Genomic DNA, 26,675 nt, shown 5'->3' with positions numbered 1-26,675 from the left:
TGAACCCTCAAGATACTTGTACCTTAACGGTACAAGGGTTTTAATTTCGTTATGAAAACAATCCATGACATCCGGCGGTCTAACGCCAGAAAACTGAGAGATGGTGTTGGCGGGAATTCTTCCTTTGCCACTATGATTGATCGCGAGCCAACCCAGACCAGCAGGTTTATGGGAGATGGTGCTACTAAAAATATCGGTGACAGCATGGCACGACACATCGAAAAATGTTTCGACCTGCCTGTCGGATGGCTCGATCAAGAACACCAGACAACGAACATCACAAAAAAACCTGATGTTTCAATCACTAATAAACAAATCACATTAGTCCCTGTCATATCATGGGTACAGGCCGGAGCATGGAAAGAAGTTGGATATTCTGAGGTTGATTTGAGCACAGCAGAAACGTATCCCTGCCCTGTACCCTGTGGGGAAATGACTTATATCTTGCGGGTGATAGGTGATTCAATGATTGATGAGTACCGCCCGGGAGACATGATTTTTGTCGATCCTGAAGTACCTGCCTGCCACGGTGACGACGTTATTGCATTGATGCACGATACAGGTGAAACCACCTTCAAAAGGTTGATAGAAGATGGGACACAGCGTTATCTCAAAGCGTTAAACCCAAACTGGCCTGAGCCTTACATTAAGATCAACGGTAATTGCTCTATAATTGGTACAGTGATTTTCTCAGGAAAACCAAGAAGATACAAAATCAAAGCCTAATCAATGTTTATGAACCTGCTTCGGCAGGTTTTTTTATACTTGACAATGTACCTTTGAGATACATAATGTACCCAAGCGAAACAACGAACAGGCAGGACGCCCACGAAGTAGCCGCCTGGGGCATATGAAGTCCAGGATGATTCGTTAGCAACAAAAAAGCGCCCTATAGGACGCTTCGCTCTTTAACAATCTGGAGATCCCCAACACTTAACGGGATTTTGGTTTCGGTTCTGGCGGTGAAGGACGAGGTTTTAAGGGTATATGATCCTCTTTCCATGTATATATAAATGCATTCATTTGGTCATCTCAATATAGAATCCATTATTAATTCATACTCATAAAGCCTGTGTGACTTTGGTGATGGTGGTCTGGGCTTTGGAGGTACATGGTTAGGGATTATGGGAATTCTATTTGTCATTATTACACCTTTTTGACCGAGGCAAATCTCCAGCAAACCATGCGATAACGCTATGCATGAATGATATTTCTGACTCATCAACACGTCCCAGCGCAATACAGGTCCGTTTGAACGCAGCATCTTGTAAAGATCTCCATGGATTACTATCAGCGTCTTGAACCTTTAAAAACCGAGTGCGTAGTTCGTCATCAGAAAGGGAGGAAAACTCAACAATCAACCTTTTATACTGTCGCATCTGTTCCTTTGATAAGCCAGCTTCCTGCCCAAATTGGTATACCAATTGAAGCACCGACAAAATAGCTACAGATGCGCCAAAAATAAACATATTGCTATATGGCGCAAAAACAGAAAAGCCCAAGACAATGAGAACAAGAGTTATGCTCTTGTCTATCCGATTTAGAAGGGTGTAATTCATTTTCTCAAGAAAGAAAGAGTAATGAATATCGAATGCTAGATCGTCTCGAGTCATCTCTATTCCCTTACATTTCAGGTTTCGGCTCAGGGATCGGTGCTGGTCTCTGATTTACCGGAACATGAAATTTTTCATTGCTATCTACGTACATATTTCCTTCCTACCTGTTGTTGGGATATCCAGATTATACCGAATCCTTGTTGTTGGGGAATAACCAGGTCCACCTCGCCTGATGTGGCTAAAAGCAGGCACATAACAGCTAAGTATTTTCAACCAGAGAGAATCCTTAGCGTTGTGGTGAATGCGGCTCAGCGCACGCGGGTTAAGGTTGAGGCTGACAGTCGACCTTCTGTGGATACCCACCCGTCTGGTGTACAACCTTCGCCAGGCACCGGGAGGCACCCGGCACCACAACTTTATGCTGTGTGTTGTCTTGGCGGTACCAGTTTGTACCCTTGCTTCCGGCTGGTACCGCTCTTTTTTACAAAACAGAGAAGAGCATCGCCAGACGACGGGCTCATAACCCGCTCCATCCGGGCGGCTGCAACCGCAGGTGTTCTTCTCTGTTTTGTGGAGAAACTAACCGCCCCTGCGGGGGCATTTATTGAAACGTAATTGACTCAATAATCGCCGGATGGCGAGGGCTTCCTTTTACCAAAATTCAGCGCGGTGCAGCGCATATAACGTGGAGAACAAAATGTCATTTATTAAAACTTTTTCCGGGAAGCATTTTTATTATGACAAGATAAATAAAGACGACATCGTGATTAACGATATCGCGGTTTCCCTTTCAAATATCTGTCGCTTTGCAGGACATCTTTCACACTTCTACAGCGTCGCCCAACATGCGGTGCTTTGCAGCCAGCTGGTACCGCAGGAATTTGCTTTTGAAGCGTTAATGCATGATGCAACAGAAGCGTATTGCCAGGACATCCCGGCTCCACTGAAACGCCTTCTTCCTGACTATAAACGGATGGAAGAAAAAATAGACGCCGTAATCCGTGAGAAATACGGGTTACCCCCGGTTATGAGTACACCCGTGAAATATGCCGATCTCATCATGCTGGCAACCGAACGCCGCGATCTCGGGCTTGATGATGGCTCTTTCTGGCCTGTGCTGGAAGGTATCCCGGCAACAGAGATGTTCAACGTGATTCCACTGGCTCCAGGCCATGCCTACGGGATGTTTATGGAACGCTTTAACGAGTTATCGGAGTTACGCAAATGCGCATGAGTCTTTCAACTGCACAACCGCTGGATGGTCAGCAATGAACAACTTAATGACAACTAAACAAGTCGCCGACTTCTGTGGCGTTTCAGTATCGACAGTACTTCGTTGGAACAGCGTAAACAGGAGGACTGGCCAGAAATACAGGCCAGATTTTCCAGATCCTGATATTAAATCCTGCCCAAATAAATGGGCATCACGCAAGATTTACAGGTTTGCCGGAGTTATTGAATGACGTGTATTCACTCAGATGTGAGTTGATGCATCCATGGCACAGGGCCAAATCTAACCTAGTGTTATGCTCTGTGTCAGATGCAAACATTTTGACTTTAGAAAAATCATTCAATAATATCAACTAATCATATCGTTAACTTTAAGCTAAATTAGGTTTATCTTGAATATTAAAAGTATCAATCCATTCGGTGCTCCACATGATATATGGAAAACACGTGAGCCTACTAATGAAGAAACTCAGGAAATGATAAAGCAGGGAATATGGAAACCCACTGTGAGCATCAACGTGCAGATTGATAAAACCATTTATAATCCAATGGATGCGGCAGAATTTCTAGCTGCAAACAAAGATGAATCAAGGCTTGATAGGTTTGTTGGAAAATTTCTTGATACAAGTGATGAATACTCGAACTGGCTAAGTCTAATGCCATCTCTTGTGCCTATTGAATTACTAGATTATCAAGATTCATATCCGCCAAATGACTTCAACATTATTGATCAAGCTGTCAAAACACACGGAATCTTTCTCCCAGATGACCAATTTTTATTTCACGGCGGGCTATGGCCGAACGATAAGCATGGCAATCCTTCCTCTACGTTTGTTACAGATAGAGTCCTGTCTACATCGTTTTGCCCAAAGGTTGCATTAATTAATGGAGAGTGGAGGGGGAAAGCTTGGGATGCAAATAGGCTGGATCTCATTGTTATAAAAACTAATGCCTCTAAAACAAAAGCATTTGTTTATGATAAAGAGTTAGCAAGTCATGGTCATGAATTGGAGGTTTTGTTCGCAAAGGGAGCCAAATTAAAATTCATTTCTGAAAGTAAAGCACTCAAAAACAGAGTCACTCACAAATATCAACACCCCCCTAAAAATATCAATACATATGTTATATATGCAGAACTTTGCTAAAAAATCCCAAAGTGAGAATAAACGCCTCAGTTGGCTTATCTTCCTGTAATTTAGGTTCGTCGTAATCACTAAAGGAGAAATCCCGCACACCTCGCGTGAATATACATTCTCCAGCTACCAGTTAGCATCTGTCCCATATATAATTTACAGACTGTAGCCAGTTTGGATATCGAAAATCATTGTACGTTAAGTAAGAGGGCTTGACCACGTTGACAACTTACTCATGGCGAACCTTCAGTTCCGTTAACGTATTCGCTTCGAGTCAAAAGCGGACGCTGCCTGTCTAGTTGTAAAAAATGGTATATCAACTCATCCTAGATTGTTTCGATCTGCCCTATTGCAAATCGAAACAAATCACTAATCAGACTAAACGATACTAATTCTCCCCTCATTTATAAAGAGATAAGGTGGGAAGATCGTAGATTATTCATTCTGACGAAGTTGTTCAATAGCTTCTACTGCTTGTAAATATGTCATCTTAGTGCCTAAAGAATCTAGTAACTTTTTGATGTTGCTTATTTTTATTTTCAGATGTTTTCTTCTCTCCATTAGTTCAGCACCTTGCAATCTATCTAACTCTTCTAAAGGTACATTGCTTATGCTCTCTAATTCAACATTGTAACCATTCAGTATTTCTTGATAATTAGAGTAAACAGGGTATATTTGCTCAACACTCTCCATGCCATCTATATTTAAACGATTGGTTTCAGATAGATATGTCGATGCTCTCTTTTTAATATATTTGATAGATAGTGAATCAACTACATTTGTCTCACTTGCATTTGTCAGTTCTGTAATAACATTCTCATCTATTCTTGCATTTAAATGGTTCTTAGCATGATGAAGAAAGGTGTCAACATTTTGAAGTAAAAACTCTGCTGCACCATGTTTTTTTATTTCTGAGCGAAGAGACTCATTAGGCCCACGGATTTTACCTTCAATCTTATAGTAAAAATCAGATTTAGCATCATTCGAAACGTAAACTACATTACTGCCTGGTTTACCGCTTACATATTCAAGAATCTGACTCCAGACATAATAATCACCATATTCAGCGTCATAATTAATACCATCGAATGAATAAAAACTGGATTGCTTATCAACACTATCTTCAAAGCCAGGACCGATTTTATACTTATACCGGATTTTTCCACTTTTATTTAGAGCATCTATAACACTCTGTTCTTGAGGGGCAGAGCCGATACGTCCTTCCGTTAGCTCGTCAATTTGATCTCGTATCACATCATGTTTTTTTAAAAAATCGATATTGCATTTTCTTGCATCAATATGATTTTCAGAAAACTCATTGACAATATTTTCTATCTGGGTAAAAAGGATATCAATCTCGCCTTTTAAATTTGAATATCGTGAGATGGTTTGATTATGTTCACCATCAAAAACTTGTTTTTTTAACTCATTAATAGACGCCTTGATTTTCTTAGGTATTTTTTCCAACGCATCACGGCTGTCCTTGACCACTTTTAATCGGTTGCGTTGATATTCAAGACATACCTGATGTGGAAACCAACATCGTTCTTTTATATTTTCCCATATTTCAAAAAAGCGATTACGGGTTTCTTCCTCGCATCGATAGAGAGTAAGGAGGATGTTTGCATCGAAAATGAAAATAGTATTTTCTGAGGTAAACACTGTGCCTATCGAATCTTCACTGATGCCATAGAATCCTGAGAAACTGTTCCGCATGTGATGCCTTCATGGTTGTTAGGTTAATGTATATTTATTCATAATATTACTACTAAATCCACATCCTGTCCTGCGTTTATTGTTTATATCACGTAGTAATTTTATAGCAATTTGTCCTCAAGACACTTTAAAACCAGTACGTTCAGAGATCTTCACAACAGGCATAATCTCCACTTCACTTTGAGCTAATTTTTGAACTGGCGCCCAGTCACAGTACAACCTACGACTTCGCGCTAGGAAGGAAGTTGCTAGCATCAGTCTTAGCTAATCAACGGGTATGAATTAATATAGCAATATCCGTTAAAATATTATTTACAATAACTATCGAAAAATATTATTAATAATAGGAATGGCCACGCCAGGCAGCCATTTTTCAACCAACTTATTGTTTAGAGCGTTTTTTGCATTGTTCAGGCGGTAAATTACAACACTTACACAGCAATACATCTTTCTTCTGCATACATTTAATTTTCATGACACTACATTTCCTGTGATTCTTTAGTTGAAAGAGATTTCGCAATACATTCAGGAAAACTTATCGGCATCCTACAGCTAATCTTTAGGAGAAATTTGAACTGCAAAACCTTCATGATCACTCAGGTCGATTACGAGCTTCAGCTCCTCACTCATAGCGAACTGTCAAATTTGATTGCGTTCCGACTACGCAAACTGTTAATTTATATCTGAGCTAGTACAAGTAACAATCGATTCAACTCTCTCCCACCATGCCTGGTAGGCTTTACGCTGTTCTTCTAGATAATCGCTCTTGTCATAAACTTGCCATACCCCTGGCAGTTTATGACCTAGCATTATTTCTGCAATATGAGGCGCAGTAAGATCAGAAAAGTTTGTTCGTGCTGTTCGCCTCAAATCATGAAGAGACCAATGAGGGAATTGATACCCCAAACGCCGCCATGCGTACTGCATTAAATTGTAAGGCAGCGACTGCAATGATGTCCGACCAACTGGTTCCCTGCTTCCTTCCTTAGTAAAAAGCATGTCGGAACCGTTGTTCATAGAGATAACGTATTTTATAAGCTCTTCAACCGGTTCAATAATGGGCCGCTTTAGCGGTTCGCCTGTTATGTCCCCAGTCTTATGTCGTTCAGGTGGTACAGTCCATACCTTATTTATGAAATCAAAATCATCCACCCTAGCAGTAATTAGCTCCGAACTACGACAGCCAAAATGAAGCAATAGTTTAATGAAGGCCCGGTATTTAGGAACCATTCGAGAGCCATCGATCGCAGCATAAAGGATTTTAATTTCATCGTGTATCAGAAACCGTTTCTTCTGACCTTTACGGATATCCATATCTTTACCCGTGATATCCGACAGAGGGCGAGTTTCAATGAGCTTTCTCTTATACGCCCAGACATGGGCCTGCTTTGCGTTAATTAGCAATCGGTCTGCTATTGCTGGAGTCTTAGTGCTAAGAGGCTCCAGGACCTCTAACCAATCATGCAATGTAGCTACATCGTGAGGGATACTCCCGATTTTAGAGAACAGGTGCAGTTCAAATGAGCGGAGTATCTGCTCAGAACCTTTTTTATTTTTTACACAATATGCGTCATACCAGGCACGGATCACAGACTCCACCGTCATGGCTTCAGTAGCTTTGCGTTTTTCTGCCTGCTTGACCAATCGTGGATTGCGGTTTGACTCGAGTTCACCACGAAGACGGATAACTTCTTCTCTGGCCTCTTTTAGTCCAGTAGCCGGGTAAGTTCCGATATCAAGACGCTCACCTTTCCCTGCCCATTGATAACGATATTGGAACACTACGCGACCTTTCGGTGATACTCTGACAGACAGACCATCCCGATCTGATTTAACCAAAACCTTATCACGTTCCTTTCCAACGACTGAACGCAACCACGCATCAGAAAGCGCCATTACTCACCTTGTACAAATCGCAAAATATCTTTGCTGCTTTGTACATTATGTACAAGCATATGTACAGATTTTTGATGAAAGCAACCTGATCGATTTAAAGTTACATGAAAGAAATTTCAATTAAAGAATCAATATAACAGCATGTATTTAAACGAATTATATGGATTAACCTCAATTAACTGAAAGGACTTTGAAAGAGTAGAAGAGCTTTAATTTAGGTTTAATTATTTGGGTGAGAAATAATGGCAAAAGTGCGGCGCTTCGCCACCTCTTGCAAATAAGGAGACAACGTCATAATTCTTTCTTCTTGAGTAAGCGGCATCGCGCCGCGCTTGTTGAAAACGAAAAATTGCGGCTATTTTACCCATCAACGGGGGGGAGGCAATCAGTGTTTACACAGGAGCTGCTCCAGTTCGTGCAACGAAGAAACGGTCCAGGTAGGCGCGATGCCTTCTGGTTGCTCGCGATTGTGCGCATTCAGCCAGCAGGTCGCAAGCCCGGCGTTGATGCCACCGAGAATATCGGACTCGGCAGTGTCGCCAACCATCAGCACGCGTGAACGGTCAGGATTGCCCGCCTGTTCCAGCGCATAATCGAAAATTTTCTTATTCGGTTTGGCTACGCCAACTTCTTCGGAAATCACCAACAAATCGAAATAATCACGCAGGCCCGTGCGTTCCAGACGCACTTGCTGCAAGGCGCTAAAGCCGTTGGTGATGATGCCGATTTTGGCGTTGCCGCGAATGGCATTAAGCAGGGAAACCGCGCCCGGCAGCGGTGTGCAAATTTCCGCCATCGCATTAATGAAGGCCTCGTTGAGTTTACCTGGCTCGACGTTCAGCCGTTCGGCCCAGCTCTCAAAACGCCCGTGCTGAAGCTGTAATGAAGTGATCGCACCGTTTTGATAATCTACCCACAGGGGCTTGTTAACGGCCTGATAGTCCTGAAAATCTTCAGCGGTAAAAGTGACGCTGTAATCAAGAAACATCCGCTGCAGGCCGGTGAATGAGTCAAAGGTAAACAGCGTTTCATCGGCATCAAAGAAAATCCAGTCCCACTTCATTATTCCACCTTGTCTTACATACTGATTGGCAACGCCATGATGATGGCGTCTTCGCGACCGTCCTTGGTGGGGTAGTAATTGCGGCGAATCGTCGCCTCGTTAAAGCCTAAACTTTCGTACAGGGCAATGGCGGCAGCGTTTGAGGCACGGACTTCCAGCCATAGCGTCGCCACACCGCGTTTTTCCAGTTCGTCGATCAGATGTTCCAGCAGCGCCCTTCCCAGTCCCTGACGCTGATAGTCAGGATCGACCGCAATATTGAACAATGTAGCTTCATCCAGTACCACTTGCGTAATCGCAAACGCCGCCATTTTGCCGTTTTGCGTTAACTGAAAGTTGAGATAACGCTCGCCCTGATTACTGGCAAAGGTTTTTTCACTCCACGGAAAGGCGTGGGCGCGTTGTTCAATGTGGAAAGCCGTTGGTAAATCAGTCGTTTCGAGGGAAGAAATCGTGTTCATATGTGCAAATTTGTTGCCATAACGCGGCGCGTGCCGTTGGGTTTGCCCGTAATTCGGTGAGCGCCGGTGATGCCACCTGAGCGCCTTCCAGTGATAGCGGTTCGTCAGTACCCAACCGCCAGCTGTTGCAGCGACTGCCTTGCGGCAGCATCGCGATTTTTTCTGGCGTCAGTTGCAGCACTTGATCGGGGCTGACGGTTAATGCACGCAGAACATCGCTCACCAGAGGATCGGTCAGGGCGGGAAGATCGTTTGCCACCATCACCAGACGGACGTGTGCCGGGATCGCAATGGCAATCTCCCCCTGCAACGCGCCAGGGCGACGCAGCGACCACTGGGTAATGCCCAGTTGCTGTAACTGCCAGTCTCGTCGGGATGTCATAGCGAATCGCTCCTGTTGTCAGGGGCGCAAATATAGCAAATTCGTCGATACCGCGCCAACATATGGCTATAATCGCCGCCAGTATCAATTGAGGAGCATTCCATGTCTGCATTTACCCCGGCAAGTGAAGTCTTGCTGCGTCACAGTGATGATTTCGAACAAAGCCGTATTCTTTTTGCCGGAGACTTACAGGATGACCTGCCCGCGCGTTTAGATACCGCGGCCAGCCGTGCTCATACCCAGCAATTCCACCACTGGCAGGTGTTAAGCCGCCAAATGGGTGATAACGCCCGTTTTAGCCTGGTGGCAACGGCGGATGACGTCGCAGATTGCGATACGCTGATTTACTACTGGCCGAAGAACAAACCGGAAGCCCAGTTTCAGTTAATGAATTTACTTTCTCTGCTGCCGGTGGGGACGGATATTTTTGTTGTTGGCGAGAACCGCAGCGGCGTGCGCAGCGCCGAGCAGATGCTTGCAGATTATGCGCCGTTGAATAAAGTCGACAGCGCCCGTCGCTGTGGCCTCTATTTTGGTCGTCTGGAAAAACAGCCGGTATTTGATGCCGATAAATTCTGGGGCGAATACAGCGTCGATGGCCTGACGGTGAAAACGCTGCCTGGCGTGTTTAGCCGCGACGGTCTGGATGTCGGTAGCCAGTTGCTGCTCTCGACGTTAACTCCGCACACGAAAGGTAAAGTGCTGGATGTCGGCTGCGGTGCAGGCGTTCTTTCAGTTGCCTTTGCACGCCACTCACCGAAGATTCGTCTCACGTTGTGCGATGTTTCTGCGCCAGCGGTTGAAGCCAGCCGTGCAACACTTGCGGCCAACGGTATTGAAGGTGAAGTCTTTGCCAGCAACGTCTTTTCTGAGGTGAAAGGTCGTTTTGATATGATCATCTCCAATCCGCCGTTCCACGATGGGATGCAAACCAGTCTGGATGCAGCACAAACGCTGATTCGCGGCGCGGTGCGTCATCTTAACAGCGGCGGCGAGCTGCGAATTGTAGCGAACGCCTTCCTGCCTTACCCGGACGTGCTGGATGAGACATTTGGCTTCCACGAAGTGATCGCGCAAACCGGGCGCTTCAAGGTGTATCGCGCCATTATGACCCGCCAGGCGAAGAAAGGTTAAGTATCCCGCCGCAAGCCTTGTTGGATGCGGCGTGCTCGCCTTATACAACCTACAAAACCTGCAAGTTAGCCCTTCGTAGGCCAGATAAGACGCGCCCGCGTCGCATCTGGCATCTGCACCCAAATACCGTGTCGGATGCGGCGTGAACGCCTTATCCGACCTACAAAACCTGCACGTTAGTTTCCTGATGGACATTTTTCCAGCAATTACACCTCCGTCGATAATTAACTATTGACGAAAAGCTGAAAACCACTAGAATGCGCCTCCGTGGTAGCAATTCTTTTTAAGAATTGATGGTATGCGAAGGTGGCGGAATTGGTAGACGCGCTAGCTTCAGGTGTTAGTGTCCTTACGGACGTGGGGGTTCAAGTCCCCCCCCTCGCACCAAAAACCACGTTGATATTGCTCGCACTGGGCGAAGGTGGCGGAATTGGTAGACGCGCTAGCTTCAGGTGTTAGTGTTCTTACGGACGTGGGGGTTCAAGTCCCCCCCCTCGCACCAAACGAGGCGATATCAAAAAAGTAAGATGACTGTGCGAAGGTGGCGGAATTGGTAGACGCGCTAGCTTCAGGTGTTAGTGTCCTTACGGACGTGGGGGTTCAAGTCCCCCCCCTCGCACCAATTATCTTTACTTCCTTTCTTGTTTCTTCCTTGTTTTTTCATCCCTGATTCCAGTTCATTATCATCAGCATAACGCCAGCAATAAGCGCCAGGCACGATGGTAGCAAAATGTAATGCCGTAACTGTTTGTGATACAACATCGCTGGCGTCAACACCAATCCCATCAGAATAACAATCCGCCACTGATCCGGCGATATATCCACATACGTCAGCCCTGCAATCAGCAATCCTGGCAGCAACACTCCCCAACCACTGCCCAGCATACGTTGCAACATGGTTTCATCTCTTTCATTGATAATGATAACCAATATCATATGATAATTTTTATCATTTGCAAGCCAGAGAAATCCCTTGCTATCGGGTAAACCTATCGTTAGGATTAGCAATCATTATCATTTAGATTACTATCCCGATTATGGCCTATCGTTCCGCACCGCTCTATGAAGATGTTATCTGGCGAACGCATCTCCAGCCGCAGGATCCTGGACTTGCAGAAGCAGTACGGTCGACGATCGCAGAAAATCGTGAACATTTGCTGGAGTTTATCCGCCTGGATGAACCCGCCCCATTTAGTGCCCTGACGCTGGCGCAATGGTCATCACCGAATGCGTTAAGTTCTCTGTTAGCTGTTTATTCCGATCATATCTACCGCAATCAACCAACGATGATCCGCGAGAATAAGCCGCTGATCTCCCTGTGGGCGCAATGGTACATCGGCCTGATGGTGCCGCCATTAATGCTGGCCCTGTTAACGCAGGAAAAAGCATTAGATGTGTCGCCGGAACATTTCCACGTTGAGTTTCACGAAACCGGACGCGCCGCCTGTTTCTGGGTCGATGTGTATGAAGATAAAAACGCAACACCACATTCACCGCAGCAGCGAATGGAAACGTTAATTAGCAAGGCGCTTGTTCCGGTTGTGCAAGCATTAGAAGCGACTGGAGAAATTAACGGTAAACTTATCTGGAGTAATACCGGTTATTTGATCAACTGGTATCTGACTGAGATGAAACAGTTGCTCGGCGAGGCGACAGTTGAATCGCTGCGCCATGCCCTCTTTTTTGAGAAAACGCTCACTACCGGTGAAGATAATCCACTCTGGCGTACCGTGGTGCTGCGCGACGGCCTGCTGGTGCGCCGCACTTGCTGCCAGCGTTATCGCTTGCCGGATGTGCAGCAATGTGGTGACTGTACGCTGAAATAGAAAAATTTGCCGGGGAAGTAAACCCGGCATTAAGCGTATTAATAGGGGTGCAACACGTTACTTGCTTCGCAATGACGCATAAATAACAGAATGTCTGCGGCCTCCAACAACCCTGCATCAGAACTGACGCCCAGTTTCGACATTACATTAAATTTATGCGCGCGGATCGTTTTGATATTGCGTTTAAGCTGCTCGGCAATTTGTGTCATTGAGTAGCCACGCGACATAAAGCGCAATATTTCTCTCTCCGTCGGGCTTAGCGTCCGGCTTTGGTTAATGTACCACTGATTGTTCAATCGGTCGGTCGCCTGACGCACACCATTTAATGACAAAAAGAGTTCCTGATGAAAAATCTCCAGCGTCGACGCTTTACTTAATACACCGTCCAGCGGTGATGGCGACAATGAACCAATCAGCCGAGCTTCAATATCATCATCCGCAATAACTAAACGTCGGGTACGCGGAAACTTAATCGCCAGTTCAGTCAGGCAAGATAATCCCTCTCTGCGTTTACTTCTCATGGCAGAAAAAGAAAAAATGACCGCCGCAAACGAGATCCGCGACATGGCATCCTGAAATGACTCCTGACTGGTATAGATATGGAGCTTATAAGGGTTACCTGCAAACTTTCTGAATAAACTCTCAATACCGATACTGCTCATGACGCATTTTTCTATGAGTGCGACATTTCTCTTCTTAATTCGGCTGTGTTCCATTCTGCGGCATCTCCATAAACAGAAGGCAAGTTAAGTTCTCTTGCACCCTGCGCGCTATTTATCCATGCATACATTTCAGCGTTGCTGTGAATTGCCAGTCGACGCATCGCACTGTTTTTTTGGGCGCTGATAGTTTTATTACTTTTCTTAAGCAATGAAGCTATCTGGTTGATGCCCCATCCTTTACCTAATAGCCGCAGTACTTTGCGCTCTGAAAGAGTGAGAATAACGGAGCGATAGCTAAAATCATGCGTTTCAGTCATTGCCGGAGAGGTCAGCATGGCACTGATACGCTCTGCGTGCGTATTGCCAGAACGCACGGTCTTGACCAGATTCTCAATGGGTTCAACATCAGACAATAATGTCGCCGTAGGGCACATGAGCAGTTCTACCGCCTGGGAATACCAGGAGCGTGACACCATGAAAACCCAGTGAATTTCCCGATATTGTGAGATTAAAGAATAATAATGCTCACAAACAGAACGAGGATCTTCACTTTCACCGGCTAAATCTGCAATAACTAATCCGGAACGACGTAATTGTAATAAGGTAAGGTCCTCCGCAGAGGCGCTGGATATTATTTTATATTCAGGGAAGTGAGTCCTCATGACCTCTTTTAACCCTGCTTGCATAACAGGTATTTTACTGATAACAATTCCATTTTTGCAGCATCCTGGCAACATATTTCCTCCACATCCACTGTCTAAAAATCATGATGGTCTATTCAGGATATTCATTCCTTAAATGTTTCCAGCAAATTAATAGATTAAGCGAATAAATTATCCTTTGCATTCACTTTCATATCAGCATACTCCTGCTGCACAATAACTCCACTGCATGTGTCAGAAGGTTAGCATCAAATGATAACCTGGTGAAATAGCCTGGAGACATTTAAAATATCTACATTAAGTTGTTAGAAATACTTAATGAAAAACAGAATCCTCATTCATTTAATTTATAATTAACTGATATCCCTTCCCGCAGGATGCAAAATCACACAATCAATATTTATTCAATAAAATCTGATAGTTTTAACTTGTTAAAATTAAAAAACGCGCCCAGTTATCTTTTATCCTGATTCGTAAGGGCTAAACAATAAATTCATTATAGTGATAATATTCATGCGATAATTTGTTTGCGGCGAGAGATAATTCGCTTTTTAACACCGAGCTTCTCCCGATAACCAGGATTAATCAGCGCAATTTTGATCTTAACCTGCCGCAAAACAACCGCGCTTCATGATACAAATGGATTCTCATTATCTGAACAATACGCAACACGTCTATGACAAAGGGCGAGTTATGCAAACTGAGCAACAGCGAGCCGTAACACGGCTTTGTATCCAGTGCGGATTATTTCTTTTGCAACATGGTGCGGAAAGCGCGTTGGTTGATGAACTTTCCTCACGACTGGGTCGGGCGTTGGGAATGGACAGCGTCGAAAGTTCTATCTCTTCGAACGCCATCGTGCTGACAACCATTAAAGATGGGCAATGCCTGACATCGACACGTAAAAATCACGATCGCGGCATTAATATGCATGTGGTGACTGAAGTCCAGCACATTGTGATTCTGGCGGAGCATCATCTGCTGGATTACAAAGGCGTAGAGAAAAGATTTAGCCAAATTCAGCCATTACGTTACCCGCGATGGCTGGTAGCCTTGATGGTCGGCCTTTCTTGCGCCTGTTTCTGTAAACTCAATAACGGTGGCTGGGACGGTGCCGTCATCACCTTCTTTGCCAGTACGGTCGCAATGTATATCCGCCAGCTGCTGGCACAACGTCATCTTCATCCACAGATCAACTTTTGCCTCACCGCTTTCGCCGCCACCACCATTTCCGGTTTGCTTTTGCAACTTCCCACTTTCAGCAATACACCCACCATCGCGATGGCCGCCAGCGTTCTGCTGCTGGTGCCGGGCTTTCCGTTGATTAATGCCGTCGCCGATATGTTTAAAGGCCACATCAATACCGGACTGGCACGCTGGGCGATCGCCAGTCTGCTGACACTGGCTACCTGCGTCGGCGTGGTGATGGCACTGACGATTTGGGGGCTACGCGGATGGGTGTGATCGAATTTCTGTTAGCATTGGCGCAGGATATGATCCTCGCCGCCATTCCAGCGGTCGGCTTTGCGATGGTGTTCAACGTTCCCGTTCGGGCGTTACGCTGGTGTGCGCTGCTTGGTGCGATAGGTCATGGTTCCCGAATGATCTTAATGACCAGCGGGCTGAATATTGAATGGTCAACCTTTATGGCCTCTATGCTGGTCGGCACCATTGGTATTCAATGGTCGCGCTGGTATCTGGCACATCCGAAAGTGTTTACCGTGGCGGCTGTTATCCCCATGTTTCCGGGCATCTCTGCTTATACTGCAATGATTTCGGCGGTAAAAATCAGCCAGCTAGGTTACAGCGAACCGTTGATGATTACCCTGTTAACCAACTTTCTTACAGCTTCATCGATTGTTGGTGCATTATCCATCGGCCTTTCCATTCCTGGATTATGGTTGTATCGCAAACGCCCTCGCGTATAAAATTGCCTCACTTAAAGCACGCGGATGAGAGACAGCCTCCTCTCCTCCGTGTGTTACTATAAAAGTTATCTCCCTTCTCGTTCATCGTTCCATATTTGAGAAACAGTATGTCTTCCAGAGTTTTGACCCCGGACGTCGTTGGTATTGACGCCCTGGTACACGATCACCAAACCGTTCTGGCAAAAGCTGAAGGCGGTGTGGTTGCCGTATTTGCTAACAATGCCCCGGCGTTTTATGCCGTCACGCCTGCGCGCCTGGCTGAACTGCTGGCGCTGGAAGAAAAGCTGGCGCGTCCAGGAAGCGATGTCGCTCTGGACGATCAACTCTATCAGGAACCGCAAGCCGCTCCCGTTGCTGTACCCATGGGGAAATTCGCCATGTATCCGGACTGGCAACCCGATGCCGACTTTATCCGCCTGGCGGCGCTATGGGGCGTGGCGCTAAAAGAGCCGGTGACCACCGAAGAACTGGCCTCATTCATTGCCTACTGGCAGGCGGAAGGTAAAGTCTTTCACCATGTACAGTGGCAACAAAAACTGGCGCGCAGCCTGCAAATCGGCCGTGCCAGCAACGGCGGACTGCCGAAACGAGATGTGAATACGGTCAGCGAACCTGACAGCCAAATTCCACCAGGATTCAGAGGGTAACGATGAAAAACGTTGGCGACCTGATGCAACGCCTGCAAAAAATGATGCCTGCCCATATCAAACCTGCGTTTAAAACGGGTGAAGAACTACTGGCCTGGCAGAAAGAACAAGGGGCGATCCGCTCCGCCGCTCTCGAACGTGAAAATCGGGCGATGAAAATGCAGCGCACCTTTAACCGCTCCGGTATTCGTCCACTGCATCAGAACTGCTCCTTTGAGAACTATCGCGTTGAGTGTGAAGGGCAGATGAATGCGTTAAGCAAAGCGCGCCAGTATGTCGAAGAGTTTGACGGCAACATCGCCAGCTTCATCTTTTCTGGCAAGCCAGGAACCGGCAAAAACCATCTGGCGGCGGCAATCTGCAACGAGCTACTGCTACGCGGTAAATCCGTATTGATCATCACCGTGGCCGATATTATGTCGGCGATGAAAGATACCTTCAGGAATAGCGGTACCAGCGAAGAACAACTGCTTAACGATCTGAGCAACGTTGATCTGCTGGTGATCGATGAGATCGGCGTGCAGACCGAATCGAAATACGAAAAAGTGATCATCAACCAGATCGTCGATCGCCGCTCTTCTTCCAAACGCCCAACCGGGATGCTGACTAACAGTAATATGGAAGAGATGACCAAGTTGCTGGGCGAACGCGTGATGGATCGTATGCGCCTGGGTAACAGTTTGTGGGTGATCTTCAACTGGGATAGCTACCGTAGCCGGGTAACGGGTAAAGAGTATTAATCCCCGTTTCTGGCGGTATACTGCGACACAATTCCACATTGAGTAATAATGATGAAAACTGTTAAACACTTTCTGTGCTGTGCCCTTGCCGCCAGCGCATTAATTTCCACCGGGGTGCATGCTGCATCCTGGAAAGATGCGCTCTCCAGCGCCGCCAGCGAACTTGGCAACCAAAACAGCACGACACAAGAAGGCGGTTGGTCGCTCGCTTCATTAACTAGCTTGCTTAGCAGCGGGAACCAGGCCTTAAGCGCAGATAACATGAACAATGCCGCAGGCATACTGCAATACTGCGCGAAGCAGAAGTTGGCTTCGGTAACCGATGCCGAAAACATCAAGAACCAGGTGCTGGAAAAGCTGGGCCTGAACAGTGAAGAGCAAAAAGAAGACACCAACTATCTGGATGGCATTCAGGGTTTGCTGAAAACCAAAGATGGTCAGCAACTCAATCTGGATAACATCGGAACGACTCCGCTGGCAGAAAAGGTGAAAACCAAAGCCTGCGATCTGGTGATAAAGCAGGGGCTAAACTTCATTTCCTGATCCGCGAAACGCCGCGTTTTAGCTGTTACCCGGCTGACGCGGCTCTCTCCTGCCCTTTTCCCTGCTCCTGTACGGTTTTCCCCCTGTTACACGGGAAGCGACCGTAATCAAAAAAGTCTGTTTATAAACTAATTCCTAACAACATCGCATTTTTTTGACACTAGAATTGCAGCAATATGGCGACGCCATTACATTGTGCTTCTCAAAAAGCTTAAACGTTGGCTAAACGGCCCGGTTTAGTGAGGATCGCCCGTTGTCAGAACTACTCTCTTTCGCCCTTTTTCTCGCCTCTGTGCTGATTTACGCATGGAAAGCGGGACGTAACACCTGGTGGTTTGCAGCCACGTTAACGGTGCTGGGGCTATTTGTCGTTTTAAATATCACCCTGTTTGCCAGCGACTATTTTACTGGTGATGGTATTAACGACGCGGTTCTCTATACCTTAACCAACAGCCTGACCGGTGCTGGCGTCAGCAAATACATTCTTCCGGGTATCGGCATTGTGCTGGGGCTGACGGCGGTGTTCGGTGCTCTGGGCTGGATCCTGCGCCGTCGTCGTCATCATCCGCACCATTTTGGTTACAGCCTGCTGGCACTCTTACTGGCGCTGGGTTCAGTGGATGCCAGCCCGGCATTTCGTCAGATAACGGAACTGGTGAAATCCCAGTCACGCGACGGCGACCCGGACTTTGCGGCTTATTATAAAGAGCCGTCGAAAACTATCCCTGACCCGAAACTCAACCTGGTTTATATCTACGGCGAAAGTCTCGAGCGAACCTATTTTGATAACGAAGCTTTCCCGGATCTCACGCCTGAACTGGGCGCGTTGAAAAATGAAGGCCTGGATTTCAGCCACACGCAGCAGCTGCCAGGAACGGATTACACGATTGCGGGCATGGTGGCTTCTCAGTGCGGCATACCGCTGTTTGCTCCCTTTGAAGGCAACGCCTCCGCTTCTGTTTCCAGCTTCTTCCCACAGAACATCTGTCTGGGCGATATCCTGAAGAACTCGGGTTATCAGAACTATTTCGTGCAGGGCGCGAATCTGCGTTTTGCCGGTAAAGATGTGTTTCTGAAGTCGCACGGCTTCGACCATTTATATGGCTCAGAAGAGCTGAAAAGCGTGGTGGCAGACCCACACTATCGCAACGACTGGGGATTCTACGACGATACCGTGCTGGATGAAGCGTGGAAAAAGTTTGAAGAGCTTTCCCGCTCTGGCCAGCGATTCTCACTGTTTACCCTGACGGTCGATACCCATCACCCGGATGGTTTTATCTCGCGCACCTGTAACCGCAAAAAATATGATTTTGACGGTAAGCCAAATCAGTCATTCAGTGCGGTAAGTTGCAGCCAGGAGAACATCGCAACGTTTATCAACAAAATCAAAGCGTCACCGTGGTTTAAAGATACTGTTATCGTCGTCTCTTCTGACCATTTAGCGATGAACAACACGGCGTGGAAATACCTTAATAAACAGGATCGCAATAACCTGTTTTTTGTCATCCGTGGCGACAAGCCGCAGCAAGAGACGCTGGCGGTGAAGCGTAACACGATGGATAACGGCGCGACGGTGCTGGACATTCTCGGTGGCGATAACTATCTCGGACTTGGTCGTAGCAGTTTATCCGGGCAGTCGATGTCGGAAATCTTCCTCAATATCAAAGAGAAAACATTGGCGTGGAAGCCAGATATCATCCGCCTGTGGAAATTCCCTAAAGAGATGAAAGAGTTCACCATCGACCAGCAGAAAAACATGATTGCCTTCTCGGGTAGCCATTTCCGTTTGCCGCTGCTGTTGCGGGTTTCAGACAAGCGCGTAGAACCGCTGCCGGAAAGTGAATACTCAGCACCGCTGCGTTTTCAGCTGGCCGATTTTGCTCCACGCGACAATTTCGTCTGGGTTGACCGTTGCTATAAGATGGCACAACTCTGGGCTCCGGAACTGGCACTTTCCACCGACTGGTGTGTCTCGCAAGGGCAGCTTGGCGGTCAGCAAATTGTCCAGCATGTTGATAAAACAACATGGAAGGGCAAAACGGCATTTAAAGATACGGTCATCGACATGGCGCGTTACAAAGGCAATGTCGATACGCTGAAGATTGTTGATAACGATATTCGCTACAAAGCCGACAGTTTCATCTTTAACGTCGCCGGTGCGCCAGAAGAGGTGAAACAGTTTAGCGGGATTTCTCGTCCGGAGTCGTGGGGCCGCTGGTCCAACGCACAGCTGGGCGACGAAGTAAAAATCGAGTACAAGCATCCGCTGCCGAAGAAATTTGACCTGGTGATTACCGCCAAAGCATACGGCAATAACGCCAGCCGTCCTATTCCGGTACGCGTTGGCAATGAAGAACAAACCCTTGTGCTAGGCAATGAAGTAACCACCACCACGCTGCATTTCGATAACCCAACCGATGCTGACACGCTGGTGATTGTGCCACCTGAACCCGTCTCAACCAATGAAGGGAATATCCTCGGACACTCGCCGCGTAAGCTTGGTATCGGCATGGTGGAAATTAAAGTGGTGGAACGTGAAGGGTAATTCCTGACTGATTTGTAGGTCGCATAAGGTGCGACCTACACACCTTCTCCGGCTCACAACACATTATTAAGAAACAAAAAAAACAGCGCCCAACACTTCCCCGGACGCTGCATGGCAACTTTAATAATCTCGCCTTATAAGAAAGTAATTACACCCTTAATCAACTCACGGTTGTTAATCACATCGCGCTCATAGGTTTCTGCCAGCGTGGCGAACGGATAGCGATGGGTTAACATCATGTCGGCAGTGATTTTTCCTTCCGCCATCAGTCGACCGACTTTAGCGAAATCTTCCGGCGTGGCGTTGCGGCTGCCCATCATCGTCGTTTCTTTTTTATGGAATTCCGGATCGGAGAACTGCAACTCACCTTTAAACAGACCGACAAATACCACCGTGCCGCCGTGACGAATCAGATTTACGGTGTTATTCATCGCATGTTGATTACCTGTCGCGTCGATCACTTTCTGCGCCAGCGAACCACCAAACTGCGCCCGCAGCTGCGCGTCAAAATCTTCGGCTGACGGGTCCAGCACGGGCAACTCCAGACGCGTTGCCACATGTTCTCGGCGTGCCGGACTGGTATCCGCCACCACCACCTGTGCGCCATCAGCTTTAGCGATTGCCGCCGCGCCCAGACCGATTGGCCCCGCCCCGACCACCAGCACCTGCTCGCCGGGAGCAATGGCTGCACGACGCACCGCATGTGCGCTAATAGCGAAAGGTTCAATCAATGCTGCCGCCTGCGGGTCAATACCGTCTGCGGGCAAAATGTTCGCCACCGGCACGCTCAAATACTCACTAAAACCACCATCCTGATGCACACCAATAACTGAAATTTTTTCACAGCAATTGGTGCGACCGCTTTTACATGCCGGGCATTGCTGACAGGCAACATAAGGGATCACCGCAACTTGCTGACCATTTTTAAGATTTGCAATATTTTTACCCAGCCCAACAATCTCCCCACATATTTCATGGCCTAAAACGCGTGGATAACTAAAAAATGGTTGATTCCCACCCCAGGCATGAATATCGGTACCACAAATCCCGACAGACTTAATTTTTATTAATGCTTCATTGTCACCCGGAATAGGTATCTCGCGTTGTTTCCAGACTAATTCTTTCGGCTGCTGGCAAATTAAAACATTCATCGTAGACATGATTCGGCTCTCCATTTTTTGTTGCCTTAGATATCAATGAAAATGAAAAATGGCAGCGGAACGGAAAATCTGTTTTGTGAAAACACACGCATAAAAATGTTTTAAATCGGGTTTTAATGGACTCACAAGGAGGAAAATATGAGTCGCTCACAAAATTTACGCCACAATGTGATTAACCAGGTCATTGATGATATGTCGCGGGGTCACATCCCTTCCCCACTTCCATCGCAAAGTGCGCTGGCGGAAATGTACAACATCAGCCGCACCACAGTGCGTCATATTCTCAGCCACTTACGCGAATGCGGCGTCTTGACGCAGGTTGGAAACGACTATGTTATTGCGCGTAAACCTGACCATGATGACGGTTTCGCCTGTACAACCGCTTCAATGAGTGAACAAAACAAAGTGTTTGAGCAGGCTTTTTTTACGATGATAAACCAGCGCCAGTTACGCCCAGGGGAAACTTTTTCTGAACTGCAACTGGCGCGGGCCGCGGGTGTCAGCCCGGTGGTTGTAAGAGAATATCTTTTAAAATTCGGCCGTTATAATCTTATTCAAAGCGAAAAGCGCGGCCAGTGGAGCATGAAGCAATTCGATCAATCCTACGCCGAGCAGCTGTTTGAGCTACGCGAAATGCTCGAAACACATTCACTTCAGCACTTTCTCAACCTGCCTGATCACGATCCCCGCTGGCTGCAGGCGAAAACCATGCTCGAACGTCATCGGCTACTGCGTGACAACATCGGCAATAGCTTTCGCATGTTCTCGCAACTTGACAGAGATTTTCACTCCTTACTGCTTTCAGCTGCCGATAATATCTTTTTTTATCAATCGCTTGAGATCATCTCAGTCATCTTTCATTTTCACTATCAATGGGACGAAAGCGATCTTAAACAGCGCAATATCATTGCCGTCGATGAGCATATGACCATTCTCAGCGCTCTGATTTGCCGCAGTGACCTGGATGCCACCCTTGCGCTCCGTAACCATTTGAATTCAGCTAAACAATCAATGATTCGATCCATTAATGAGAACACGCGTTATGCTCATTAAGTACGGATTAAAAACAGCAAACTATTAGCGGGTGCACGGTTTTATCAAAAGATAAATACCGGAAAATTCCCGCTTACCTATGCTCACAATCAGTCGACTAAAAATGTTTTTGTGAGCGGTAGTAAAGTCCTAAAACTTTTACCTGCCGTTAATGTCAACCTTGCGTAATGCACAATTACGTAAACAATTAAAATTATAAATACAGGAGTCCGGCGTGGAAAAAGAAAATATCACCCTCGATCCGCGTTCTTCATTTACTCCATCTTCGTCGGCAGATATTCCCGTGCCACCAGATGGATTAGTTCAACGCAGTACCCGAATTAAACGCATTCAAACCACCGCCATGTTGTTATTATTTTTTGCGGCGGTAATCAATTATCTCGACCGCAGTTCACTGTCGGTAGCAAATTTAACGATTCGTGAAGAATTGGGATTAAGTGCCACCGAAATCGGCGCTTTGCTCTCCGTGTTTTCACTCGCTTACGGGATTGCGCAACTTCCTTGCGGCCCACTATTGGATCGTAAAGGCCCGCGCCTGATGCTGGGACTGGGGATGTTCTTCTGGTCACTGTTCCAGGCAATGTCTGGCATGGTGCACAGCTTTACGCAGTTCGTGTTGGTGCGTATCGGTATGGGAATTGGTGAAGCACCAATGAACCCATGCGGTGTAAAAGTCATTAACGACTGGTTCAACATCAAAGAGCGCGGACGCCCGATGGGCTTCTTCAACGCAGCTTCTACCATTGGCGTTGCCGTAAGCCCACCGATTCTGGCGGCGATGATGCTGGTGATGGGCTGGCGCGGGATGTTTATTACCATTGGTGTGTTGGGTATTTTTCTCGCCATCGGTTGGTATATGCTCTATCGCAACCGCGAGCACGTAGAACTGACTGCCGTTGAACAAGCTTATCTCAATGCCGGTAGCGTCAATGCCCGCCGTGATCCACTCAGTTTTGCTGAATGGCGCAGCCTGTTCCGTAACCGCACAATGTGGGGAATGATGCTCGGATTCAGTGGCATCAATTACACTGCGTGGCTGTATCTGGCCTGGCTTCCTGGTTACCTGCAAACAGCCTATAACCTGGATTTAAAAAGCACAGGATTGATGGCGGCTATCCCTTTCCTGTTTGGGGCTGCCGGGATGCTGGTCAACGGTTACGTTACCGACTGGCTGGTCAAAGGGGGAATGGCTCCGATTAAAAGCCGTAAGATCTGCATTATTGCCGGGATGTTCTGTTCTGCCGCCTTTACGCTGGTCGTACCGCAAGCGACAACATCCATGACAGCGGTTCTGCTGATTGGCATGGCACTGTTCTGTATTCACTTTGCCGGAACATCCTGCTGGGGCTTGATCCACGTCGCAGTTGCTTCTCGCATGACTGCGTCGGTGGGCAGTATCCAAAACTTTGCCAGCTTCATCTGCGCTTCTTTCGCGCCGATCATTACTGGTTTTATTGTCGATACCACCCACTCATTCCGTCTGGCGCTAATCATCTGCGGTTGCGTCACCGCGGCGGGTGCACTGGCATACATCTTCCTGGTTCGTCAGCCGATCAACGACCCACGTAAAGATTAATCTCCCTATGCCCGATAACATTTTGCTTATCGGGCATTTTATGGCGATTAAAACGTTTCCCAGTTCTCTCCGCTATCTGCCACTGTCACTTTGCGCGGCGCTACTGGCGTCACAGTTTTTACTACTGCCGATGCTTCGCGCTGGCGTTGCTGCTCTTGCTGAATCCGGAACACTGCCACAGCTTCGGTCAGGCGACTGGCCTGCTCCTCCAGCGCGGCGGCGGCGGCGGCAGATTCTTCCACCAGCGCAGCGTTCTGTTGGGTTACTCTGTCCATCTCAGCTACTGCTAAGCCAACCTGATCGATACCACGGCTCTGCTCATCAGAAGCCGAAGCAATTTCGCCCATAATGTCCGTCACGCGGGTCACAGCGCTGACAATCTCTGCCATGGTTTCCCCGGCGCTTTCGACCAGCGTAGAGCCAACATCCACTTTGCCCACCGAGTCTTCAATCAGGCTTTTAATTTCGCGAGCCGCCTGAGCGCTACGCTGGGCCAGATTACGCACTTCTCCCGCAACCACCGCAAAACCGCGCCCTTGCTCACCCGCACGCGCTGCTTCAACCGCCGCGTTCAAAGCAAGAATATTGGTCTGGAAGGCAATGCCGTCAATTACGCTGATAATATCGGCGATTTTCTGCGAGCTGGTGGAGATATCGCGCATGGTCTGCACCACGTTATCAACCACTTTGCCGCCACGTTGCGCCGTTTCGGAAGCACTTAATGCCAGATGGCTAGCCTGACGCGCATTCTCGGCGTTCTGTTTCACCGTTGCGGTCAGTTGCTCCATGCTGGCTGCCGTCTCTTCCAGCGAAGCGGCCTGTTGCTCGGTGCGCGAAGAAAGATCGTTATTGCCGGTGGCGATTTCGCTGGCACCGCTATAGATAGCATTGGCCCCGTTGCGCACATCACCGACGGTACGCATCAGCTCTCCCTGCATATGGCGCAAACTCTCTGCCAGTTGCCCCATCTCATTAGAACCATCCACCTCAATCGGTTTCACCAGATCGCCACCTGCAATATGACGAATGCTGTCAATCAGGCGATTCATTGGCGCTACCAACGAGGCTTTAATACCGAACCAGACGGCGAAGATGACCGCCAGTACGACGATCATCACGCCCACCAGAATCCACATCGCCTGGCTGTAGGAGGCATTATTATCGCTGACGGCGATATCATAGAGCCGATCGTTTTGCTCCATGTAAGCCACATACTGCTTCTCGAAACCGTCCTGATATCCCTGAGTCGGCTGATCAAAGAATTCGTTGATTTTGCCTGCACCTAACAGTTGGATCAGTTCCGCCAGCGCATTGTGATAAATATCGTAATTACGTTTGATCTCTGCCGCTGCGGCGGTGCTCTGACGCGGGTCACGCGGCAATGCTTCGTAATCCGCCCAGTTTTTTTCCGCCTGTTTCAGCGAAATACTGGCACTCTGCATCAGCTCGGCAACGGTTGAACCGCTACCAATATTGTTCTGATCCATCATGTAGCGGATACCCGCGCGGTTGAGGGTGTTACGCGTCTGCAACAACGCGACCCAGCTGCCATTCAGCGTGGATTGCTGCTGGCGAATGGTTTGTAAAACAGTGAAATTTTCTTTGTCATTCTTTAAGGCATTAAAGAACAGACCGCCTGATGTCAGTTGTAAAAGGCCAAAAACGGCCAAAACCAGCAGTAAGCTGGTCACGATCTTGATACGTTTTAACATGGTTTCTCTTTCCACTAGACAGATACACTGGTTGTCGGCCTGGTGGTGGAAAACTTTATGCTGTGGAAAAGCGTCGGCACTGCTTTTGTTGCAGCAAACTTGCGTTTTTTGTGAGGGTCACACTCTATAGCGGCAGTTTATGGTACAAAGTATCAATCTTCTTCGAATCAGTGATACTCCTATGGCTTATAGCATCGATATCATCTCCTGCATTACCGAACGGTTTATGGCGTTAACAGCCACTGAAAAGCGTATCGCACAATTTATTCTTGATGACGTCTCTGCCGCAGTAGAGTTGCCAATTGCTGAGCTGGCACGGTTAACGCAAACCAGTCAGGCGTCGGTGACGCGTTTTGCCCGTGCACTGGGGTGCAAAGATGTCCGCGAGTTGAAAGTAAAACTGGCGCAGTCACTGGCTGTCGGGCAGCGGTTTATTCTCGATGTACCGGATCTTGACGGTGTTCAGGGGATCTACGAAGCGATTATTAGCGTGCTGGAAACGCATCGTCGTTCGCTGGATATGAATGCCATCAGCCAGGCTGTAAGCTGGTTAAGTCAGGCGCGGCAAATTCTTGCATTGGGAACTGGCGGCGGTTCCACTATCTGTTCACAGGAGATTCAGTACCGTTTATTCCGTCTGGGGCTACCAGTGGTCAGTCAGAATGATGCCCTGATGATGAGAATGATGTGCTCGGCAGTGATGCCGCAGGATGTGGTGATTGTGCTGTCGCTGGGCGGTTATACACCGGAAATCATCGAAAGTGCGGCAATCGCCCGTCAGTATGGCGCGCGTGTTATTGCCATTACGCCAGCACAAACACCGCTGGCGGAACAGGTGGATCTGGTATTGCCGTTACTGGTTCAGGAAAGTGATTACATCTTTAAGCCCACCCCTTCCCGCTACGCGATGTTAGCCATGGTCGATGTACTGGCAACAGAACTGGCAATGGCAAATAAAGCGCAGGCGAAAGATCGCCTGCGGCGGATAAAACTGGTGTTAGACAGCCACCGTGGGGGCGCTAACCGCCAGCCACTTGGCGATTAGCACTG

25 protein-coding genes, 3 tRNA genes and 2 pseudogenes are annotated in these 26,675 nt (G+C 47.5%); 18 read left to right on the top strand and 12 right to left on the bottom strand.

Going from position 1 to position 26,675, the window contains the following annotated elements; genetic code table 11:
* The first annotated feature begins 51 nt into the window (after window positions 1-51).
* A complete protein-coding gene (locus tag QUE34_RS26190) occupies window positions 52-726 on the top strand; it encodes a LexA family protein (RefSeq protein ID WP_000848748.1) in 675 nt (224 codons plus the stop codon).
* Between the two features lie 407 nt (window positions 727-1,133).
* Here the strand turns inward: QUE34_RS26190 and QUE34_RS26185 are convergent, their stop codons facing one another.
* Window positions 1,134-1,613 carry a hypothetical protein gene (locus QUE34_RS26185; RefSeq protein ID WP_000196297.1) on the bottom strand — a complete coding sequence of 160 codons (480 nt, stop codon included), beginning with the start codon at window positions 1,611-1,613 and terminating at the stop codon, window positions 1,134-1,136.
* A 237-nt stretch (window positions 1,614-1,850) separates the two neighbouring features.
* On the opposite strand from QUE34_RS26185, the pseudogene QUE34_RS26180 reads away from it, so the two are divergent.
* The 3 genes and pseudogenes from QUE34_RS26180 (at window position 1,851) to QUE34_RS26170 (ending at window position 3,931) form a co-directional block, all read left to right on the top strand.
* Window positions 1,851-2,171: pseudogene (locus tag QUE34_RS26180) on the top strand (hypothetical protein).
* An 82-nt stretch (window positions 2,172-2,253) separates the two neighbouring features.
* The gene (gene yfdR, locus QUE34_RS26175) at window positions 2,254-2,790 is read left to right on the top strand and encodes a 5'-deoxynucleotidase (protein ID WP_001401560.1); all 537 of its coding nucleotides are present in this window, start codon (window positions 2,254-2,256) and stop codon (window positions 2,788-2,790) included.
* A gap of 388 nt (window positions 2,791-3,178) precedes the next feature.
* Window positions 3,179-3,931, top strand: coding sequence for a hypothetical protein (locus QUE34_RS26170; protein WP_157945168.1), 753 nt, complete (start codon window positions 3,179-3,181; stop codon window positions 3,929-3,931).
* A gap of 423 nt (window positions 3,932-4,354) precedes the next feature.
* Here QUE34_RS26170 and QUE34_RS26165 read toward each other — a convergent pair whose 3' ends face one another.
* The 6 genes and pseudogenes from QUE34_RS26165 to holD form a co-directional block, all read right to left on the bottom strand.
* Entirely contained in the window at window positions 4,355-5,635 is a 1,281-nt protein-coding gene (locus QUE34_RS26165; RefSeq protein ID WP_105268518.1) for a PIN-like domain-containing protein, read from the bottom strand.
* Between the two features lie 672 nt (window positions 5,636-6,307).
* Window positions 6,308-7,531 (bottom strand): tyrosine-type recombinase/integrase, encoded by a 1,224-nt coding sequence (locus tag QUE34_RS26160; protein WP_105268517.1) that lies wholly within the window; start codon window positions 7,529-7,531, stop codon window positions 6,308-6,310.
* Between the two features lie 226 nt (window positions 7,532-7,757).
* Window positions 7,758-7,826, bottom strand: a pseudogene (locus tag QUE34_RS28700) (hypothetical protein); the annotation flags it as partial.
* Between the two features lie 90 nt (window positions 7,827-7,916).
* Window positions 7,917-8,594: a pyrimidine 5'-nucleotidase gene (yjjG, locus tag QUE34_RS26155; RefSeq protein ID WP_000870712.1), complete on the bottom strand. Its 678-nt coding sequence runs from the start codon at window positions 8,592-8,594 to the stop codon at window positions 7,917-7,919.
* A 14-nt stretch (window positions 8,595-8,608) separates the two neighbouring features.
* On the bottom strand, window positions 8,609-9,055 hold the full coding sequence (gene rimI / locus QUE34_RS26150) for a ribosomal protein S18-alanine N-acetyltransferase (protein WP_001092471.1): 447 nt from the start codon (window positions 9,053-9,055) through the stop codon (window positions 8,609-8,611).
* Window positions 9,024-9,437 carry a DNA polymerase III subunit psi gene (gene holD / locus QUE34_RS26145; protein ID WP_000204018.1) on the bottom strand — a complete coding sequence of 138 codons (414 nt, stop codon included), beginning with the start codon at window positions 9,435-9,437 and terminating at the stop codon, window positions 9,024-9,026. The genes rimI and holD overlap by 32 nt, the downstream gene beginning before the upstream one ends.
* A 102-nt stretch (window positions 9,438-9,539) precedes the next feature.
* Between holD and rsmC the strand changes: the two genes are divergently transcribed.
* The 4 genes from rsmC (at window position 9,540) to QUE34_RS26125 (ending at window position 11,193) form a co-directional block, all read left to right on the top strand.
* The gene (rsmC, locus tag QUE34_RS26140) at window positions 9,540-10,571 is read left to right on the top strand and encodes a 16S rRNA (guanine(1207)-N(2))-methyltransferase RsmC (RefSeq protein ID WP_001272320.1); all 1,032 of its coding nucleotides are present in this window, start codon (window positions 9,540-9,542) and stop codon (window positions 10,569-10,571) included.
* 300 nt (window positions 10,572-10,871) lie between these two features.
* Window positions 10,872-10,958: transfer RNA gene (locus tag QUE34_RS26135), tRNA-Leu, on the top strand.
* A gap of 28 nt (window positions 10,959-10,986) precedes the next feature.
* Window positions 10,987-11,073: transfer RNA gene (locus tag QUE34_RS26130), tRNA-Leu, on the top strand.
* A 33-nt stretch (window positions 11,074-11,106) separates the two neighbouring features.
* Window positions 11,107-11,193, top strand: a tRNA-Leu gene (locus tag QUE34_RS26125).
* Window positions 11,194-11,231: 38 nt separating this feature from the next.
* Here QUE34_RS26125 and QUE34_RS26120 read toward each other — a convergent pair.
* Window positions 11,232-11,468, bottom strand: coding sequence for a DUF1435 domain-containing protein (locus tag QUE34_RS26120; RefSeq protein WP_123059901.1), 237 nt, complete (start codon window positions 11,466-11,468; stop codon window positions 11,232-11,234).
* A gap of 140 nt (window positions 11,469-11,608) precedes the next feature.
* Between QUE34_RS26120 and fhuF the strand changes: the two genes are divergently transcribed.
* Window positions 11,609-12,397: a siderophore-iron reductase FhuF gene (gene fhuF / locus QUE34_RS26115; RefSeq protein ID WP_088541478.1), complete on the top strand. Its 789-nt coding sequence runs from the start codon at window positions 11,609-11,611 to the stop codon at window positions 12,395-12,397.
* A 38-nt stretch (window positions 12,398-12,435) separates the two neighbouring features.
* Here fhuF and bglJ read toward each other — a convergent pair whose 3' ends face one another.
* Both bglJ and QUE34_RS26105 read right to left on the bottom strand, forming a co-directional pair.
* Complete coding sequence (bglJ, locus tag QUE34_RS26110; RefSeq protein WP_105268516.1) at window positions 12,436-13,113, bottom strand: DNA-binding transcriptional activator BglJ; 678 nt, start codon at window positions 13,111-13,113, stop codon at window positions 12,436-12,438.
* Window positions 13,071-13,796, bottom strand: a complete 726-nt coding sequence (locus QUE34_RS26105) for a helix-turn-helix domain-containing protein (protein WP_097505658.1) — start codon at window positions 13,794-13,796, stop codon at window positions 13,071-13,073. The genes bglJ and QUE34_RS26105 overlap by 43 nt, the downstream gene beginning before the upstream one ends.
* Window positions 13,797-14,414: 618 nt before the next feature.
* Between QUE34_RS26105 and QUE34_RS26100 the strand changes: the two genes are divergently transcribed.
* The 6 genes from QUE34_RS26100 to opgB all read left to right on the top strand — a co-directional run bounded on the left by QUE34_RS26100 (window position 14,415) and on the right by opgB (window position 20,124).
* Complete coding sequence (locus tag QUE34_RS26100) at window positions 14,415-15,185, top strand: threonine/serine exporter family protein (protein WP_039020425.1); 771 nt, start codon at window positions 14,415-14,417, stop codon at window positions 15,183-15,185.
* Entirely contained in the window at window positions 15,176-15,649 is a 474-nt protein-coding gene (locus QUE34_RS26095) for a threonine/serine exporter (protein ID WP_000538188.1), read from the top strand. Before QUE34_RS26100 ends, QUE34_RS26095 begins: the two co-directional genes overlap by 10 nt.
* Window positions 15,650-15,756: 107 nt before the next feature.
* Entirely contained in the window at window positions 15,757-16,296 is a 540-nt protein-coding gene (gene dnaT / locus QUE34_RS26090; RefSeq protein WP_000098814.1) for a primosomal protein DnaT, read from the top strand.
* Between the two features lie 2 nt (window positions 16,297-16,298).
* The gene (dnaC, locus tag QUE34_RS26085) at window positions 16,299-17,036 is read left to right on the top strand and encodes a replicative helicase loader DnaC (RefSeq protein WP_000799911.1); all 738 of its coding nucleotides are present in this window, start codon (window positions 16,299-16,301) and stop codon (window positions 17,034-17,036) included.
* Between the two features lie 48 nt (window positions 17,037-17,084).
* On the top strand, window positions 17,085-17,579 hold the full coding sequence (gene yjjA, locus QUE34_RS26080; protein WP_103253478.1) for a DUF2501 domain-containing protein YjjA: 495 nt from the start codon (window positions 17,085-17,087) through the stop codon (window positions 17,577-17,579).
* Between the two features lie 253 nt (window positions 17,580-17,832).
* Complete coding sequence (opgB, locus tag QUE34_RS26075) at window positions 17,833-20,124, top strand: phosphatidylglycerol--membrane-oligosaccharide glycerophosphotransferase (RefSeq protein WP_001292674.1); 2,292 nt, start codon at window positions 17,833-17,835, stop codon at window positions 20,122-20,124.
* Window positions 20,125-20,258: 134 nt separating this feature from the next.
* On the opposite strand, the gene lgoD is transcribed toward opgB, so the two are convergent.
* Entirely contained in the window at window positions 20,259-21,284 is a 1,026-nt protein-coding gene (lgoD, locus tag QUE34_RS26070; RefSeq protein ID WP_103253477.1) for an L-galactonate oxidoreductase, read from the bottom strand.
* 138 nt (window positions 21,285-21,422) lie between these two features.
* Here lgoD and QUE34_RS26065 point away from each other — a divergent pair, with 138 nt between their 5' ends.
* Window positions 21,423-22,337, top strand: a complete 915-nt coding sequence (locus QUE34_RS26065) for a GntR family transcriptional regulator (protein ID WP_103253476.1) — start codon at window positions 21,423-21,425, stop codon at window positions 22,335-22,337.
* Window positions 22,338-22,551: 214 nt separating this feature from the next.
* Window positions 22,552-23,913 carry an MFS transporter gene (locus QUE34_RS26060; protein ID WP_000410144.1) on the top strand — a complete coding sequence of 454 codons (1,362 nt, stop codon included), beginning with the start codon at window positions 22,552-22,554 and terminating at the stop codon, window positions 23,911-23,913.
* A gap of 47 nt (window positions 23,914-23,960) precedes the next feature.
* Here QUE34_RS26060 and tsr read toward each other — a convergent pair whose 3' ends face one another.
* Entirely contained in the window at window positions 23,961-25,625 is a 1,665-nt protein-coding gene (gene tsr, locus QUE34_RS26055; RefSeq protein WP_103253475.1) for a methyl-accepting chemotaxis protein, read from the bottom strand.
* Window positions 25,626-25,806: 181 nt separating this feature from the next.
* On the opposite strand from tsr, the gene QUE34_RS26050 reads away from it, so the two are divergent.
* Window positions 25,807-26,670, top strand: coding sequence for a MurR/RpiR family transcriptional regulator (locus tag QUE34_RS26050; protein ID WP_000331734.1), 864 nt, complete (start codon window positions 25,807-25,809; stop codon window positions 26,668-26,670).
* The last annotated feature ends 5 nt before the right edge of the window (window positions 26,671-26,675 follow it).

The organism is Escherichia sp. KS167_9B (assembly GCF_030295215.1).
GTDB classification, from domain to species: Bacteria; Pseudomonadota; Gammaproteobacteria; order Enterobacterales; family Enterobacteriaceae; genus Escherichia; species Escherichia coli_F.
Note: the sequence above shows the minus strand (reverse complement) of the source record. Positions and strands in the feature narration are given on the sequence as shown.